Source organism: uncultured Albimonas sp. (assembly GCF_963977235.1).
Taxonomy (GTDB): Bacteria; Pseudomonadota; Alphaproteobacteria; order Rhodobacterales; family Rhodobacteraceae; genus Albimonas.
The window spans coordinates 22660-38590 of record NZ_CAXBOD010000001.1 but is presented as its reverse complement, the minus strand read 5'-3'; the positions used below and the strand labels follow the sequence as shown (position 1 = coordinate 38590).

At 71.7% G+C, this 15931-nt stretch carries 19 protein-coding genes; 8 read left to right on the top strand and 11 right to left on the bottom strand.

The window, feature by feature from the left end; all coding sequences use genetic code 11:
• Positions 1-6: 6 nt before the first annotated feature.
• The 3 genes from AAC134_RS00205 to AAC134_RS00195 form a co-directional block, all read right to left on the bottom strand.
• Positions 7-366, bottom strand: a complete 360-nt coding sequence (locus AAC134_RS00205; RefSeq protein ID WP_092859631.1) for a response regulator — start codon at positions 364-366, stop codon at positions 7-9.
• Positions 363-995: an STAS domain-containing protein gene (locus AAC134_RS00200; protein WP_339947019.1), complete on the bottom strand. Its 633-nt coding sequence runs from the start codon at positions 993-995 to the stop codon at positions 363-365. Before AAC134_RS00200 ends, AAC134_RS00205 begins: the two co-directional genes overlap by 4 nt.
• Before the next feature lie 88 nt (positions 996-1083).
• Positions 1084-2052, bottom strand: a complete 969-nt coding sequence (locus tag AAC134_RS00195) for a FliM/FliN family flagellar motor switch protein (RefSeq protein WP_339947018.1) — start codon at positions 2050-2052, stop codon at positions 1084-1086.
• 331 nt (positions 2053-2383) lie between these two features.
• Between AAC134_RS00195 and AAC134_RS00190 the strand changes: the two genes are divergently transcribed.
• From AAC134_RS00190 to AAC134_RS00155, 8 genes are all read left to right on the top strand, one after another.
• Complete coding sequence (locus AAC134_RS00190) at positions 2384-3220, top strand: flagellar motor protein MotB (RefSeq protein WP_339947017.1); 837 nt, start codon at positions 2384-2386, stop codon at positions 3218-3220.
• A gap of 279 nt (positions 3221-3499) precedes the next feature.
• Positions 3500-4663, top strand: coding sequence for an isovaleryl-CoA dehydrogenase (locus AAC134_RS00185; protein WP_339947016.1), 1164 nt, complete (start codon positions 3500-3502; stop codon positions 4661-4663).
• 234 nt (positions 4664-4897) lie between these two features.
• On the top strand, positions 4898-5668 hold the full coding sequence (locus tag AAC134_RS00180) for a MauE/DoxX family redox-associated membrane protein (protein ID WP_339947015.1): 771 nt from the start codon (positions 4898-4900) through the stop codon (positions 5666-5668).
• A gap of 76 nt (positions 5669-5744) precedes the next feature.
• Positions 5745-6275: a lysozyme inhibitor LprI family protein gene (locus AAC134_RS00175; protein WP_339947014.1), complete on the top strand. Its 531-nt coding sequence runs from the start codon at positions 5745-5747 to the stop codon at positions 6273-6275.
• Positions 6276-6415: 140 nt separating this feature from the next.
• A complete protein-coding gene (locus AAC134_RS00170) occupies positions 6416-6958 on the top strand; it encodes a lysozyme inhibitor LprI family protein (RefSeq protein ID WP_339947013.1) in 543 nt (180 codons plus the stop codon).
• Positions 6959-8569 carry a carboxyl transferase domain-containing protein gene (locus tag AAC134_RS00165; protein ID WP_339947012.1) on the top strand — a complete coding sequence of 537 codons (1611 nt, stop codon included), beginning with the start codon at positions 6959-6961 and terminating at the stop codon, positions 8567-8569.
• An 84-nt stretch (positions 8570-8653) separates the two neighbouring features.
• Positions 8654-9055 carry a hypothetical protein gene (locus AAC134_RS00160; RefSeq protein WP_339947011.1) on the top strand — a complete coding sequence of 134 codons (402 nt, stop codon included), beginning with the start codon at positions 8654-8656 and terminating at the stop codon, positions 9053-9055.
• A 31-nt stretch (positions 9056-9086) separates the two neighbouring features.
• On the top strand, positions 9087-10058 hold the full coding sequence (locus tag AAC134_RS00155) for a nitronate monooxygenase (RefSeq protein WP_339947010.1): 972 nt from the start codon (positions 9087-9089) through the stop codon (positions 10056-10058).
• A gap of 46 nt (positions 10059-10104) precedes the next feature.
• Here the strand turns inward: AAC134_RS00155 and moaE are convergent, their stop codons facing one another.
• The 8 genes from moaE to cysK form a co-directional block, all read right to left on the bottom strand.
• Positions 10105-10572, bottom strand: a complete 468-nt coding sequence (gene moaE, locus AAC134_RS00150; protein WP_339947009.1) for a molybdopterin synthase catalytic subunit MoaE — start codon at positions 10570-10572, stop codon at positions 10105-10107.
• Position 10573: 1 nt separating this feature from the next.
• Positions 10574-10819, bottom strand: coding sequence for a molybdopterin converting factor subunit 1 (moaD, locus tag AAC134_RS00145; RefSeq protein WP_339947008.1), 246 nt, complete (start codon positions 10817-10819; stop codon positions 10574-10576).
• Positions 10819-11376: a CDP-diacylglycerol--glycerol-3-phosphate 3-phosphatidyltransferase gene (gene pgsA / locus AAC134_RS00140; protein ID WP_339947007.1), complete on the bottom strand. Its 558-nt coding sequence runs from the start codon at positions 11374-11376 to the stop codon at positions 10819-10821. The genes moaD and pgsA overlap by 1 nt, the downstream gene beginning before the upstream one ends.
• Positions 11377-11689: 313 nt before the next feature.
• Positions 11690-12274: a hypothetical protein gene (locus tag AAC134_RS00135; protein ID WP_339947006.1), complete on the bottom strand. Its 585-nt coding sequence runs from the start codon at positions 12272-12274 to the stop codon at positions 11690-11692.
• 25 nt (positions 12275-12299) lie between these two features.
• Positions 12300-12614, bottom strand: coding sequence for a hypothetical protein (locus AAC134_RS00130; protein ID WP_339947005.1), 315 nt, complete (start codon positions 12612-12614; stop codon positions 12300-12302).
• A 164-nt stretch (positions 12615-12778) separates the two neighbouring features.
• Complete coding sequence (locus AAC134_RS00125) at positions 12779-13972, bottom strand: acetyl-CoA C-acyltransferase family protein (protein WP_339947004.1); 1194 nt, start codon at positions 13970-13972, stop codon at positions 12779-12781.
• A gap of 136 nt (positions 13973-14108) precedes the next feature.
• On the bottom strand, positions 14109-14663 hold the full coding sequence (locus AAC134_RS00120) for an acyl-CoA thioesterase (RefSeq protein ID WP_339947003.1): 555 nt from the start codon (positions 14661-14663) through the stop codon (positions 14109-14111).
• 184 nt (positions 14664-14847) lie between these two features.
• On the bottom strand, positions 14848-15861 hold the full coding sequence (gene cysK, locus AAC134_RS00115) for a cysteine synthase A (RefSeq protein WP_339947002.1): 1014 nt from the start codon (positions 15859-15861) through the stop codon (positions 14848-14850).
• Positions 15862-15931: the final 70 nt, after the last annotated feature.

Below are 15931 nucleotides of genomic sequence, written 5' to 3'. Positions count from 1 at the left end.
GCCGGGTCAGGCCAGGCGGGCTACAAGGCCCAGGATCTGGTCGGGGTCGAAGGGCTTGGTGAGCCAGCCCGTGGCCTTCACTTCGCGAGCGCGGTCCTTGAGCTCCTGCGCCGTTTCAGTGGTGAGCAGCAGGATCGGGAGGGAGCGTCCCTCCGGCTCCCGACGCGCGGCCGCGATGAACTCCAGACCGTTCATCTTCGGCATGTTCAGATCGGTGATCACCAGGTCGGGCCGATGCTCGCGCAGCTTGTCGAGCGCCTCGACGCCATCCTTGGCGGTGAACACCTCGTGACCGCCACGCTCAAGACAGGCCTTGAGCATGTTCAGAAGCGCGCGGGTGTCGTCCACGGCGAGAATGCGGCTCATGCGCGGATCTCCATCTTCATCAAGTCTCCGAAGAGCCCGAGGTCCGAAAACGCGTCCACGAACGCCGGGGACGGGCTGGTCACGACCGCCGGCGAGCCGGCGTCCGCGCGAGTGCGGGCGGCGGCGACGATGGCGAGCACGTAGGGGGTCGAGAGATTGTCGACCTCGGACGCGTCGAGCGTCAGGGGCGAGCCGGCCGGCGCGGCGCGCAGCCAGGTCAGAAGCTCCTGGGTCTCGTCGTGGCGCGCACGGCGATGCAGGCGGAACGGTTCGCCGGATGCGGGCGTCTCGGCGGCCGGGTCGCCGGGATCCGCGGCGTCTGGCGCCGGATCGGCGTCATCGGCCTCCGCTTCGGCCGCGGAGAGCTCGTCCTCTGCCTCCTGCAGATCGGGGGCGGCGACGTCGGGCGAAGCGTCTTCGGCGTCTCCCCCCACGGGATCCACAGCTTCGGGATCCGCGGCGTCGAGCTCCTCCCCCTCTAGATCGTCGGCGGCGGCCGCCTCGGCGAGGGGCTCCTCTTGGCTGGGGACGGGCGGGGGCGCCTCGTCGAGATCGGCGACGTCGACCATTTCGGCCTCCGACGCGTCGGCGGGCGCGGTCTTGCCGCGGGACGTGCGTGTCGCCGTCATCTGTCGTTCCTTCCCACGAAATCCGACGAGTCCGGGCCGGCATGGCGCGCGGCCTGCGGTGCAAAGGGGGGGCGCTGGGCGAGAGAGGTCACGAGCGCCCCTCCGCCATCGCCATCATCCGCTCCAGTCCTTCGATCAGGCCGGAATCCGGGTTCTGCGTCAGCTTCACCGCCTTGCCGCCGTCGATCGCGCCCAGCCGGCCCTGCGCGAAGGTCGCGGACTCGGGGTCGCCGTCGAGGATCAGCTCCACCGACTCGCGCGATTCGCGCGGGATCGGGATCACCATCCCCGGCTCGAGATTCTCCAGCTCCGACAGGCGGAGCTTCTGGCGGTGCAGCACCGCGCGCAGCCGCACCGGCGAGTCGGAGGCGGCGCGGGCCATGTGACGCGACCAGATGTCGGAGCGCGCGCGGTTGTCGCTTTGCTTCCCGGGGGCGGCGGCGCGGTACGAATCGAGCACCGCCAGCGGCAGCACCAGGTCGAACTCGCCCGAGCGGGCGGCCTCGCCCATGTCGAGGCTGAGCCGCAGCACCAGCACGTCGGAATGTTCGGGCGCGATGCGCACCATGGTGACGTGCTGCTCGAAGTGGTCGAGCTTCATCGCCGCCCGGATGCCCGGACCCAGATGCACCCGCAGCGCCGCCTCGAACGCCTCGAGCGCCAGGCGGATGAACTCCTCGCACAGGGCGCAGTCGATGGCGGTGACCGAGCGGGCGACCGACATCGGCGCCGCGGCCGGATCGCCGCCCATCCGCAGGTCGACCACGTGGTAGATCAGGTCCATCCCCACGTTCATCAGCGCCGAGTTCTGCGACCCCTTCACGTCGATCACCGCGATCATCGCGGGGACCGGAATATCCTCGAGCACGGCGGAGAGCTTGCGCACCTCGGAATCGATCACGATGGCCGAGGTCAGGGTCCGCATCAGGCCGCGCAGACGCTCGTCCAGCAGCTTGGCGAAATTCTCCCCGATCTCCTCGATCCCGCGGAACGGCGCGCGGCCGACCCGATTGCCGGCCACCTTGCGGCGGATCGCGCTGTCTGCGGCGGCATCCATTTCGCCAGAATCTCCGTGTGCCAGTTCCGACCAGGAGGGCCGGCGAAGCGGAAACTCGGCGCGAGAAGTTAGAAAGCCATGAACGGCGCGGATTTCTGCCGAACTCGCGCCTGCCCGAACGGTCCTCGCGCCTGGGCAATGACCCTCGCGCGCGCGAGGGGGGCGAGGGCCGTTCACCTCCTCTCCGGCGCGCCCAACAAACTCGGAAGACGGCGTTGTCAAAGCGGAAACCCTGTTACTTTTGAGCAACCTAGTTCCGAAACCACGCTGCAAGGCGCTGGGCCTATCCAGATCCCCGGGTGGACTGAAACGGATGCAAGGGAGCTAGGCCATGGCCGATGCAGCGATGATCGTGAAGCGCAAGAAGGTGATTGCCGGCGACGGGCATCACGGCGGCGCATGGAAAGTGGCCTATGCGGACTTCGTGACCGCGATGATGGCCTTCTTCCTGCTGATGTGGCTGCTCAACGCCACCACCGAGGACCAGCGCAAGGGCCTGGCGGAGTATTTCGACCCCCGCGTGCCCATCGCCAAGATCTCGGGCGGGGGCACCGGCGCCTTCGGGGGCGATTCGATGTTCTCCGAGAACACCATGGCCCAGAACGGCGCCGGGGCCGCCAACCAGACCCCGATGCAGAACGAGCAGTCCCAGGGCGACACCGGCACCCTGGCCCGCGAGGGCGACGAGGGCTCGGCCCAGGAGCTGACCGAGCTCGACAACCTGTTCCGCGGCATGACCGGCGAGAGCGAGGCGGCCGACGCCCTCCTGCAGCACATCAAGACCCGCGTCACCGACGAGGGCCTGGTGATCGAGCTGTTCGACGTCGACGGCCAGCCGCTGTTCCGGGCCGGCTCGGCCGAGCCGACCGCCCAGATGCAGGCGCTGCTCGAGATGGTCGGCGGCGTGGCCCGGCTGGTCACCAACCGGATCGCGATCACCGGCCACACCGACGCCAGCCCCTTTGCCTCGGGCGCCGCCTACGGCAACTGGGAGCTGTCGACCGACCGCGCCCAGGTTTCCCGCCGGGCCCTGTCCGAGGCCGGCATCGAGGCCGAGCGCATGGCCCGCGTCACCGGCAAGGCCGACACCGAGCCGAGGCCGAACGCGACGCTGGACGATCCGCGCAACCGCCGGGTGCAGATCACCCTGCTTCGCACCGGTCGGTAAAGCCGGACCCCGTGTCGGGCCGGCTCGCCCGACCCCCCCGAAAAGGCCCCGGATCCGCTCCGGGGCCTTTTTGATTCGGGGCGGCGCGTCTTTGCTCCCCATCGCGACCGGCCTCGGGGCATCCCGCCCGCGGGCGCGCTTCTCGGCGCCTGACACGGGGTGGACGGCGCAGGGTCCGGGTCGCTGCCACGGGCCCCCCGCGCCTGCCGCGGCTTGCGCCCGGGCGCCGGTGGGCTAGGACGGGGGGGACAGGAACCCCGGCCCAAGGGAGGACGCGCCATGTTCCACGCCACCCTGAACTTCGCGCTCGGCGAGGACATCGAAGCGATCCGCGACACCGCCCACCGCTGGGCGCAGGAGCAGGTGAAGCCCCTCGCGGGGGAAATCGACAGGACCAACGCCTTCCCGCCGCAGCTGTGGAAGCAGATGGGCGACCTCGGCCTGCTCGGGATCACCGTGCCCGAAGAATACGGCGGGCTGGGCATGGGCTACCTCGCCCATTGCGTGGCGGTCGAGGAGCTGGCGCGCGCCTCGGCCTCGGTCAGCCTCAGCTACGGGGCGCATTCGAATCTCTGCGTCAACCAGATCAAGCTGAACGGGTCGGACGCGCAGAAGGCGAAGTACCTGCCCAAGCTGGTTTCGGGCGAGCATGTCGGCGCGCTGGCGATGTCGGAGGCGACGGCGGGCTCGGACGTGGTCTCGATGAAGCTCAGGGCCGAAAAGCGCAACGATCGCTACGTGTTGAACGGGACCAAGTACTGGATCACCAACGGCCCGGACGCGAATGTGCTGGTGGTCTACGCCAAGACCGATCCCGCCGCCGGCGCGCGCGGGATGACCGCGTTCCTGATCGAGAAAGAGATGACCGGCTTCTCGACCAGCCCGCATTTCGACAAGCTCGGGATGCGCGGTTCGAACACCGCCGAGCTGATCTTCGAGAACGTCGAAGTGCCCTTCGAGAACGTCCTCCAGGAGGAGGGCCGCGGCGTCAACGTGTTGATGTCGGGCCTGGATTACGAGCGGGTGGTGCTGTCGGGAATCGGCACCGGGCTGATGCACGCGATGCTCGACGAGGTGGTCCCCTACCTGCATGAGCGTCAGCAGTTCGGCCGGCCGATCGGCGAGAATCAGCTGATGCAGGCCAAGCTCGCGGACATGTACACGGCGATGAACACGGCGCGGGCCTATCTCTACGCCGTCGCCGGCGCCTGCGACCGGGGCGAGGTCACCCGCCAGGATGCCGCCGCCTGCGTGCTGTATTGTTCCGAGGTGGCGATGCAGCAGGCGGTGCAGGCGGTGCAGGCCTTCGGCGGGGCCGGGTATCTCTCCGACAGCCCTGTCGCGCGGATCTTCCGGGACGCCAAGCTGATGGAGATCGGGGCGGGCACCTCCGAGATCCGGCGGATGCTGTGTGGGCGGGAGCTGCTGAAGGCCACCGCGTAAGCGCCGGCGCGCCCTGCGAAACCCCGTCCCCCCGCCGCCTGCGCCGCTCGGGCGGCGGGGTGCGGCGTCTCGACGCTCCAGCTGCTGGAAGGTCGGGGGCGGGGGGTCGAACACCGGGCGGCCCGCTCCATCTTGAGGTCAGGAAGGGGCGCGCCGCGGCGCAGGGACCCTGGTCCGACCGGAAGCCCCCTGCGCTCCGCCGCGCCCCTCGCGCAGATTGCGAGAGGAGCCGACATGCCCTTCGACGAGACCCGACCCGAGAGCGCGAAACGCGCCGTCCTGCACCGCATGGCGATGCCCGGCCACCTCTGCCCCTTCGGCCTGAAGTCGAAGGCCCTGCTGGAGCGGCGGGGCTTCGAGATCGAGGACCACCTGCTGACCGACCGCGCCCAGGTGGACGCGTTCATGGACAAGCACGGGGTGAAGACCACCCCCCAGACCTTCATCGGCGGCGAGCGGATCGGGGGTTATTCCGAGCTGCGCGCCCATTTCGGCGATCCCCTGCCGGACGCGGACGCCACCACCTACCGCCCCGTCCTGATGATCTTCGCCGTCTCCGCGGCGCTGGCCGTCGGCGTGGGCTGGATGCTGGGCGAGATCGTCGCCCTGCGCACGGTCGAGATCTTCGCCGCCCTCGCCATGACCTTGCTGGGACTGCAGAAACTGCAGGATGTCGAGAGCTTCTCGACCATGTTCCTGAACTACGACCTGCTGGCCCGACGCTGGGTCCGCTACGGCTACATCTACCCCTGGCTCGAGACCGGGGCGGGGCTGTTGATGGTCGCCGGCGCGCTCACCTGGCTCTCGGCTCCGGTGGCGCTGGCGATCGGCCTGATCGGGGCGGTCTCGGTGTTCAAGGCGGTCTACATCGACCGGCGGGAGCTGAAGTGCGCCTGCGTGGGCGGCGGCTCGAACGTGCCGCTGGGGTTCGTCTCCCTGACCGAGAACCTGGCGATGATCGCGATGGGCCTGTGGATGCCGCTGCGCATGCTCTGGGGTCTGTGAGGCGCGCGGCGTCCCGTTTGCGTTGCGGGCCTGCGCGAGTCGGGGCATGGTCGCAGGCCAGATGACAGGAGGTTCCATGCTCCGCGCGACCGCGTTTCCCGCCGCCGCTCTCGCGGCCCTGCTGTGGTCGCCGGCCTCGGCGCAATCCGCCGACCCGGGGCCGGACGCGGGCGCGATGCGCGCCAGCCTCGACTCCTGTCTCGAGGCCGCCGAGGACCGCGCAGGCGACGAGGCCTGCATCGGCGGCCCCTCCTCGGCCTGCATGGATGCGCCGGGGGGCGAATCGACCATGGGCATGTCCGGCTGCCTCGGCGCCGAGACCGAGGCCTGGGACGCGATCCTCAACAGCCTCTGGCCGCAGGTGAAGGCCGCGGCGGCCGAGGGCGACGCCGCCGACATGCCCCAGGAGATGGGGCTGCCGACCCAGGCCGAGACCCTGATCGCCGCCCAGCGCGCCTGGATCGCCTTTCGCGACGCCGACTGCCTGCACGCCTACGCGATGGCCGGGACCGGCTCGATCCGGCAGATCGAAGGCGCCTCGTGCCGGCTGAGCGCGACCGCGATGCGGGTTCTCGACTTCCGCGAGTGGCTGCGCCCGGGGCCGTAGACGGCGCGCCTCCGGCCGCCAGGGGCCGTCCAGCGCCCTTTTCCCGCCCCATCCCCGCCCGTCCCTCGCCTCCACGGTGCAGAACCCTCTCCCGCGTCCCCCTTGGCGCCCCGCCCGCGCCGCGTCACAAAGGAGCCGCCATGACTCGCGCGCCGCTTCCCCTGCTGTCCCTCTTCGCCCTCGTGCTCGGGACCCTGGTCCTGTCCGCGCCCGCGCCCGCCGCGGCGGACGAACTGGACGACGCCCGCTTCTTGCGCCAATGCGTCGAGACCCAGCTCAAGGCCGGCACCGCCAAGGCAGAGTCCGCCTGCCTGGGGCTGATCGCCCTGCCCTGCACCGACGCGGGCCCCTCGGGCGAGGACGCCGCGGCGCAGGAGCAGCACGAGACCGCCTGCCTGACCCGCGAATACGACGCCTGGCAGGTCGCGATGGACGAGTGGTGGCCCGACCTGCTCGCCGCCGCCGTGACGCTGGACGCGCGCGACGACCGCCAGTCGGCCTCGGCCGACGCCCTGCGCCAGGCCCAGCGCTCGTGGGAGAGCTTCGCCACGGCCGAGTGCGGGTATGCGGCCGCCCTGTGGGGCCGCTCCAGCTACCGCGACGTCTCGCGCGCCGACTGCGAGATGCGCACCCTCGCGCGCCGCGCCATCCAGCTGCGCGCCCAGATCGGATTGGACTCCTGAATGACGGTTCTCGCCTCCGCCCTCTCCCCGGCCTCCGAAGAGGCGAAGGCGAACCGGGCCTCCCATGAGGCGGCGATCGAGGATGTGAAGGCCGCTGCGCAGGCGGCGCTGGCCGGCGGCGGAGAGGTCGCCCGCCAGCGCCACGAAAGCCGCGGCAAGATGCTGCCGCGCGACCGGGTGACGGGGCTGCTGGATCCGGGCTCGCCGTTCCTGGAATGCGGGATGACCGCGGCCCACGGGATGTACGACGGCGCCTCGCCCTGCGCCGGGATCATCACCGGAGTCGGCCGGGTCGAGGGACGCGAGGTCATGGTGGTGTGCAACGACGCCACCGTGAAGGGCGGCACCTACTACCCGATGACGGTCAAGAAGCACCTGCGCGCGCAGGAGATCGCCGAGGGCAACAACCTGCCCTGCGTCTATCTGGTGGACTCCGGCGGCGCGAACCTCCCCCAGCAGGACGAGGTGTTTCCCGATCGCGAGCACTTCGGCCGGATCTTCTACAAACAGGCCCAGATGTCGGCGAAGGGCATCCCCCAGATCGCGGCCGTGCTGGGCTCCTGCACCGCCGGCGGCGCCTATGTCCCCGCCATGTCGGACGAAACCATCATCGTGCGCGAGCAGGGCACGATCTTCCTCGCGGGCCCCCCGCTGGTGAAGGCCGCCACCGGCGAGGTCGTCACCGCCGAGGAGCTGGGCGGAGGCGACGTGCACACCCGCCTGTCGGGCGTCGCCGACCACCTCGCCGAGAACGACGCCCACGCCCTGGCGCTGGCCCGGCGCATCGTGGGCAACCTAAACCGCCCCAAGCATCCGACGGTCGAGCTGCGCACGCCCGAGCCCCCGGCGTATGACCCTGAGGAAATCCTCGACGTCGTGCCCACCGACTGGAAACAGCCCTGGGACGTGCGCGAGCTTATCGCGCGGGTGGTCGACGGCTCGCGTTTCGACGAGTTCAAGCCGCGCTTCGGGACCTCTCTGGTCACCGGCTTCGCGCATCTCGAGGGGATCCCGGTCGGCATCATCGCCAACAACGGCATCCTGTTTTCGGACTCCGCGTCGAAGGGCGCGCATTTCGTCGAGCTGTGCAGCCAGCGCCGCATCCCGCTGGTGTTCCTGCAGAACATCACCGGCTTCATGGTCGGCAAGAAATACGAGGCCGAGGGCATCGCCCGCCATGGCGCCAAGCTGGTCACCGCCGTCTCGACCACCCAGGTTCCCAAGGTCACCATGATCGTCGGCGGCAGCTTCGGCGCCGGCAACTACGGCATGTGCGGCCGGGCCTATTCGCCCCGCTTCATGTGGAGCTGGCCGTCCTCGCGCATCGGCGTGATGGGCGGGGAGCAGGCGGCGGGCGTGCTCGCCACCGTTCGTCGCGAGGGGATCGAGCGCAAGGGCGGGAGCTGGTCGGCCGAGGAGGAGGCCGAGTTCAAGCGCCCCACGGTCGAGCTGTTCGAGATGCAGTCCCACCCTCTCTACGCCTCGGCGCGGCTCTGGGACGACGGCATCGTCGACCCCCGCCAGACCCGCCGCACCCTGGCCCTGTCGCTGTCCGCGGCGCTGAACGCCCCGATCCCCGAGGCGCCGCGGTTTGGCGTTTTCCGAATGTGATCACAGCGGCGGATGGCGGCTTGACGTTACGGGCGCTGGCCTTCAAGCTTCATTTATCGTGTTGAATTCATGAAGGATCTTGCCATGAATGCCGTCTTCCGCCGCCGGGTTCCGGCGCGTCTCGCCCTCGTCGCGCTGCCGTTGGCGCTGCTGGCCTGCGGGTCCGGCCAGGCGCCCAGCGGGGCCGGAGCCATGTCCGCGCCGCAGACCACGATCCCCTATCAGGCAGAAGTCACCCTCGCCGTCGGCGACCAGGCGACGGTCCACGGCGCCCGCGGCGCCTGCGGCGAGCCCGCGCCCGCCTGGTCGCAGATCGAGCTGCCCCCCCTCAGCCACGGCGTCTTCGTCGAGGGGCCCGAGGGCGTGCGCCGGAGCAACAGCTGCGGCCGCGAGACGCCGGCCCGCGCGGTGATCTACCAGGCGGTCAGCCGGGGCACGGATTCCTTCACGCTGTTCGGCGATCCGATCCGGGTCACCGTGCAATGACCCCGCGCAGCCCGGCGGAACGGGGAGAGCGATGCTCCGCACACGTCTGACCGAGGCCCTGGGCCTGCGCCATCCGGTGATCTCGGCGCCCATGGCGCTGGCCGCCGGGGGGCGCCTCGCCGCCGCCGTCTCCCGCGCCGGAGGGCTGGGGATGATCGGCGGCGGCTATGCCGACCCCGAGTGGACGGCCCGCGAATACGCCGAGGCGGGCAACGAGGGCGTGGGCTGCGGGTTCATCACCTGGAGCCTCGCCAACCACCCCGAGTCGCTGGAGATCGCCCTCTCCCGCGCGCCCCGGGCGCTGTTCCTGTCCTTTGGCGACCCCGCCCCCTTTGCGCCGGCGATCCACGCCGCCGGCGTGCCGCTGATATGCCAGGTGCAGACGCTGGCCGACGCGAAGGCGGCGCTGGACGTGGGCGCCGCGGTGCTGGTCGCCCAGGGCTCCGAGGCCGGCGGCCATGGCGAGCGTCGCGCCACCATGACCCTGGTCCCCGAGGTCGCCGACCTTCTGGCCGTCCGCGCGCCCGAGGTCCTGCTCTGCGCCGCCGGCGGCGTCGCCGACGGGCGGGGCCTGGCCGCGGCCCTGTCGCTGGGCGCGGACGGGGCGGTGATCGGCACGCGGTTCTGGGCCTCGGAGGAGGCGCTCGCCGCGCCGGGCCTCAAGCAGGCGGCGCTGGCGGCGACCGGCGACGACACCCTGCGCACCCGCACGGTGGACGTGGTGCGCGGGCGCGACTGGCCCGAGCGGTTCGACATCCGGGTGATCGGCAACGCCTTCACCGACCGCTGGCACGGGGACCTCGCCGGTCTGAAGGCCGAGGCCGGGCCCATCGCGGAGGCCTGGGGCAAGGCGGCGGCGGCGGGCGACGCCAGCCTCGCGAACCCCATCGTGGGCGAGGCGACGGGCCTGCTCCACGATCTGCCCCCCGCCGCAGAGATCCTAGAGCGGCTGATCGCGGAGACCGAGGCTGCGCTGGCCCGCACGGCGGCCCTGCGCGTCTGAGGCGGGGCGAAACACCTGGGCGCGGGTCGCGCGGAGGGCCCGGCCCTCAGCCGCGGCCCCAGCGGGCTGCGGCGGCGTCGTCGGCCTCGCGCGCGTCGACCCAGCGGGCGCCTTCGGGCGTCGTCTCCTTCTTCCAGAAGGGGGCCCTGGTCTTCAGCCAGTCCATCAGGAACTCGGCGGCTTCGAAGGCCGCCTGCCGGTGCGCGGAGGCGGTGGCGACCAGCACGATGCGGTCGGCGGGCAGCAGCGGGCCGTAGCGGTGGATCACCACCGCGCCCTGCAGGGGCCAGCGGGCCAGCGCCTGCTCGGCGATCGCGGTCAGGGCCCGCTCGGTCATGCCGGGATAATGCTCGAGCTCCATCGCCGAGACGGGCGTCTCGCCGCCGCGGTCGCGCACCAGGCCGGTGAAGGTGACCAGCGCGCCGACATCGGCGCGGCCCTCGGTCAGGCGGGCGCACTCGGCGGTCACGTCGAAATCCGCCTCCTGCACGGAGACGTGGAGCAGCGGCGCCATCTCAGCCCCCGGTGACGGGGGGGAAGAAGGCCACCTCGCGGACATTGGCGAGGGAGGCGTCGAACTCCGCCGCCTCCTGGTCCACGGCGACGCGCACGGCGGAGAGGTCGGCGAAGGCCAGCGCATGGCCCTCGTCGCGGGCGCGAAGCTCCTCGATCAGGGCGGCGACGTCGGGGGCGGAGGTCTCGATCTCCTCCCGGCCGACGCCGATCCGCTCGCGCAGCCAGGCGAAATAGAGGACGCGCATCAGCTTCCCTCCTTCATCGCCGAGCTGGCGAGACCCCGGCGGAAATAGTCCCAGCCGGTGATCACGGTCAGCGCCGCGGCGACCCAGATCAGGGCGAGGCCGCTGACGCGCGCCCACTCCCCCCAGGGCTGGAGGAACAGGGCCCCGATGGCGACCATCTGCACCGTGGTCTTCCATTTGGCGAGCTTGGTCACCGGAATCGAGACCCGCCCCGCCAGATGTTCGCGCAGGCCCGAGACCGCGGTCTCGCGCAGGAAGATCGCGGAAGCGGGGACCAGCAGCCAGGGGTCGAGCCCGGTCAGCATCATCAGCACCGCCAGCGCGATGGTGACCATGGCCTTGTCGGCGATCGGGTCCAGCATGCGGCCGAACTCGCTCTGCTGGTTCCAGCGGCGGGCGATCCAGCCGTCGAGGAAGTCGGTCAGCGAGGCGCTGAGGAACAGCGTCACCGCCACCGCGTCCGCCGCGGGGCGCGGCACGACGACGAAGACCAGCGCGACGGCCGGCGCCGCGAACAGGCGCAGGAGCGTGAGCAGGTTGGGGATTGTCAGCGGCATGTGCGCTCTTTCGGACGGGCGGCGCGCGCAGTCAAGCGGCGCGAAGATCGGGCACGCGGCGCAGGCCGCCGCGCGAGAGGGCCGCGCGGGCGGCGAACCGCGCCGCAGAGGCCGGGATGGCAGACCAGACCCGGCGCCAGGGCGGAGACGGATCGCCCCGTCAGGACACGCAAAAAGGCGCCGAACGGTCGGGAGGGGCGCGGCGCCGGCGCAGATTGCCCCTCTGGGGCAGACAGGCGCGGCCCGGCGGCGGACCCGGAAGCGGAAAGGCGCCCCCGCCGTCGGCGGAGGCGCCCCTGTCGTGGCGTCGCGGTCAGAGCCTGCGTCTGCGGCCTCGTCGGCCGGCTCCGGGTCCAGGTCCGCGCAGCACGCGGCCGACGTCGGCCGCGTCGCGGAAGGCGGAGGCCGCCATCATCGCGATCTCCATGTCCCGCTCGAACCGGGCGGCGGTCGGGTCGAGCCCCGCCGCCGCGCCCATCCCGGCGGCGCCGGGAGCGGCCCCCGGGGGGACCCCCGCGGCGCCCTCGGCCATGCCCTGGGCTTCTGCGGCGGCCATCGCCGGGGCCACGGCGGCCGCGGGAAGCGTCGGCGTGGACAGGCGCCAGCCATTGGAGGCGAAGATCACGATGGCGACGAAGGCGTAGGCCCCGCCCGCGACGGCCAGCGCGATCACCCAGCCATAGACCCCGGCCAGCCAGATCAGGCCGGCGATGGTCAGGCAGGTGCAGGCGCCCATCGCGAAGAAGGCGAAGGCCAGCGGCGGGCTGGCCGTGGCCACCACCGAGGCGGCCCCGATGCTGGCCGCGCGGCCAGCCTCGAGCGCAACCTGGTCGCCCAGGCCGCGGATCATGCCGTTCATGCCGCCGGCGGCAAGGCCGGGTCCTCGTCTAGCCCTCATGGTCTCCCCCTCTCGCCTTGCGCGGTCAGCGGCGCGCGGTCAGGAAACCGAACACCAGCCCGATGGCCGCGGCGCCGGCCACGGCGGTCAGCGGACGCTCGCGCACGTAGTTCTGGGCGAGCTCGACGTCGCGGTCGGCCTCGACGCGGGCGCGATGGGCGGCGCGGCGGCCGCGGGCCTTGGCCTCGCGCGCGACGCCGTTGACGCGGCCGCGGGCGTCGTCGACCTCCATCCGGGCGACGTCGCCCATGGTCTCGGTGATCTTGGAGAGATCCTCGCGCAGCGAGTCGATCTGCTTCGAGAGCTCGGCATACTTGTCGTCGGTGCTGGCAGTGGCCATGGCACGGGTCTCCTCACTCGGTCGCGCCGGTTCTTCGGCGCTCGATTCCACGCCATGAAATGTAAGCGGGCGGCGGCGAACATCCACCGCCGCCCGCAAATGGTCACGGATGCGTCGGCCGCATGACGGCGCGGCGCTTTCCCCAAGGCGTCAGAGCCCGGGCGTCAGAGACGCTCGATCGCCAGCGCGATGCCCTGGCCGCCGCCGATGCACATCGTCACCAGCCCGTAGCGGCCGCCGATACGCTCGAGCTCGTAGAGGCACTTGACGGTGATGATCGCGCCGGTGGCGCCGACCGGGTGACCCAGCGCGATGGCGCCGCCGTTGGGGTTCACCTTGGCCGGGTCCAGGCCGAGGCCCTTGTTCACCGCGCAGGCCTGGGCGGCGAAGGCCTCATTCGACTCGATCACGTCGAAGTCCTCGGCGGTCAGCCCGGTGCGCTCCATCAGCGACTGCACCGCGGGGACCGGGCCGATGCCCATCACCTCGGGACGCACGCCGGCGTGGGCGTAGCCCAGGATCCGGGCGCGGGGCTTCAGGCCGGCGCTGGCCGCGGCCTCGCCGTCGGCCAGCACCAGGGCGGCCGCGCCGTCGTTGATCCCCGAGGCGTTGCCGGCGGTGACCATGCCGTCCTTGCGGAAGGCGGGGCGCAGGCCGGCCAGCGCCTCGGCCGAGGTCATCCGCGGATGCTCGTCGGTGGCGAAGGCGACCATGTCGCGGCCCTTCTTCACCTCGACCGGCACGATCTGCTCGTTGAAGTGACCGGCCTCGATGGCGGCCTTGGCGCGGGCCTGGGATTCGAGCGCGAAGGCGTCCATCTCCTCGCGCGAGATCTGGTGCTCGGCCGCCACGTTCTCGGCGGTGATGCCCATGTGGCCGTGGCCGAACGGGTCGTTCAGCGCGCCGACCATCATGTCGATGCCCTTGATGTCGCCCATCTTCTGGCCAAAGCGCGCGGCGGGCAGCAGGTAGGGGCCGCGCGACATCGCCTCGGCGCCGCCGGCGAGCGCATAGTCCGCGTCGCCCAGCGCAATGGCCTGCGCGGCCGAGACGATGGCCTGCGCGCCCGAACCGCACAGACGGTTGACGTTCATCGCGGGGACGGAGTCCGGAATGCCCGCCTCGATCGCCGAGACGCGGCTGAGGTACATGTCCCTGGGCTCGGTGTTGATCACGTGCCCATAGGCGACATGGCCGATCCGGTCGGGTTCGATCCCGGCGCGCTCCATCGCGGTCTTCGCCACCAGGGCGCCGGTCTGCGTCGGAGGCGTGCCGGCCAGCGATCCGCCGAAGGTGCCGATCGCGGTCCGGGCGCCGGAGAGGATCACGATTTCCTTGGGAAGCGCGTCTCTGGGCATGGCTAGGGTCTCTCCCGTCTGTTCTGTCTCGCGGGCGGGCCGGGGGCTGTTCCGGCGGCCGCCCCTGCGGCGGCGCACCATACGCCCGTCGCGGGTCTTGTCCAATGGCGTCCTGACCGGCCGGTCAGGAAGTGTTTCAGGCGGCGTCGCGCTGGGTCGCGGCGTTGGCCGGGGGCCAGGGGCGCTGCTTCTCGGCGGCCGCCCAGGCGGCGATGGCGTCCGGCAGGGGGGCGCGCCATCCGGGCTCAGGCCGGTCGGCGAGCAGCGCCGTGGGCGAGCGGATGCCCGAGGCGTCGACCAGCGCCATGCGCGCCACCAGCCCATGGGCAGGGACGCCGTTGGCGTAGAGCACATGGTCGACGTAGAGGAAGCGCTCATCGAGGCCCGCGACGGCGGCGTGCAGCTCGATCCGGTCCATCAGGCGCACGCGCTTGCGGTAGACGACGGTCGAGCCCGCGACGGCGATGCCGAGGCCCTCGCGCTTCATCAGCGCCATGATCCCGCAGCGGCGCAGCAGCGCCATGCGGGACATGTCGAACAGCGTCAGCGAGCGGCCGTTGTTCAGTTCCCAGGCCAGGTCGAGATCCTGGGGCCAGCAGCGGGTGCGCGTCACATGCGTCTCGCCGGGCCCGAGCGCGGGCAGGCGGCCGGCGCGGCGCATCTCTCGCATCACGCGGACGACGGGGTACATTGGCGGCTCCGGCTGCATACTGGCGGGTATGTCAGGGTAGGCCGGGAGAGGCGGTCGCGGCAAGGGGGCCTCGCAGGGCGCAGTTCCATGCGCCTTGCTCCCGGTCTCGCCGGGCGGCACGCTGTGAGGGGCGCATTGAAATGCGCCCTGCGGGGCCGCGCGGAGCGGCCCCGCGGAGGTGGCCTCAGAGCCCCTCGAACAGCGGGGTCGAGAGGTAGCGCTCGGCGAAGCTGGGCAGGATCACCACGATGCGCTTGCCGGCCATGTCCTCGCGCTCGGCGATCTCGAGGGCCGCGGCCACCGCGGCGCCCGAGGAGATGCCGCCGGGGATGCCCTCCAGGCGCGCCAGCTTGCGGGCCATGTCGAAGGCGGTCTCGTTGCCGATGGTCAGGACCTCGTCGATCAGGGCGCGGTCGAGGTTGCCGGGGATGAAACCGGCGCCGATGCCCTGGATCTTGTGGGGTCCGGCCTCGCCGCCCGAGAGGATCGGCGAATCCTCGGGCTCGACCGCCACGATCTTCACGTGGGGCGCGCGGTGCTTCAGCACCCGGCCGACGCCGGTCAGCGTGCCGCCGGTGCCCACGCCCGAGACGAAGACGTCGATGTGGCCGTCGGTGTCGGTCCAGATCTCCTCGGCGGTCGTCGCCTCATGGATGGCGGGGTTGGCGGTGTTCTCGAACTGCTGGGGGATCACGGCGTCGCCGATCTCCTCGGCCAGCTCCTCGGCCCGCTCGATCGCGCCGCGCATGCCGCGGGCGGGGTCGGTCAGCTCCAGCTTCGCGCCCAGCAGGGCCAGCATCTTGCGCCGCTCGATCGACATGCTCTCGGGCATGCACAGGATCAGCTTGTAGCCCCGCGCGGCGCAGGCGAAGGCGAGCGCGATTCCGGTGTTGCCCGAGGTCGGCTCGATCACCGTGGTGTCGTGGCCGAGGCGCCCGGTCCGCTCGAGGCTGTCGATCATCGCCACGCCGATGCGGTCCTTCACCGAGGAGATCGGATTGAAGAATTCCAGCTTGGCGAGGATCTCGGCCTTCAGATCCCGCTCCACCGCCAGGCGCGAGAGGCGCACGAGCGGGGTCGAGCCGATGGTCTGGGTGATGTCGTCGTAGATCCGCCCGCGGGGCGGCGTGAAGCGGCCCGGGTTCGGCTCGTGGCTGGGTTCGGGAACGGCGGCGGCGGCGTGCCTGTCGGCGGTCATTGCGGGGTCCTCCCTCGCTGGGGTCGGCGCCTGTCGGACCGGAGGGACAGGTCCGGCCGCGGCGCGGTTG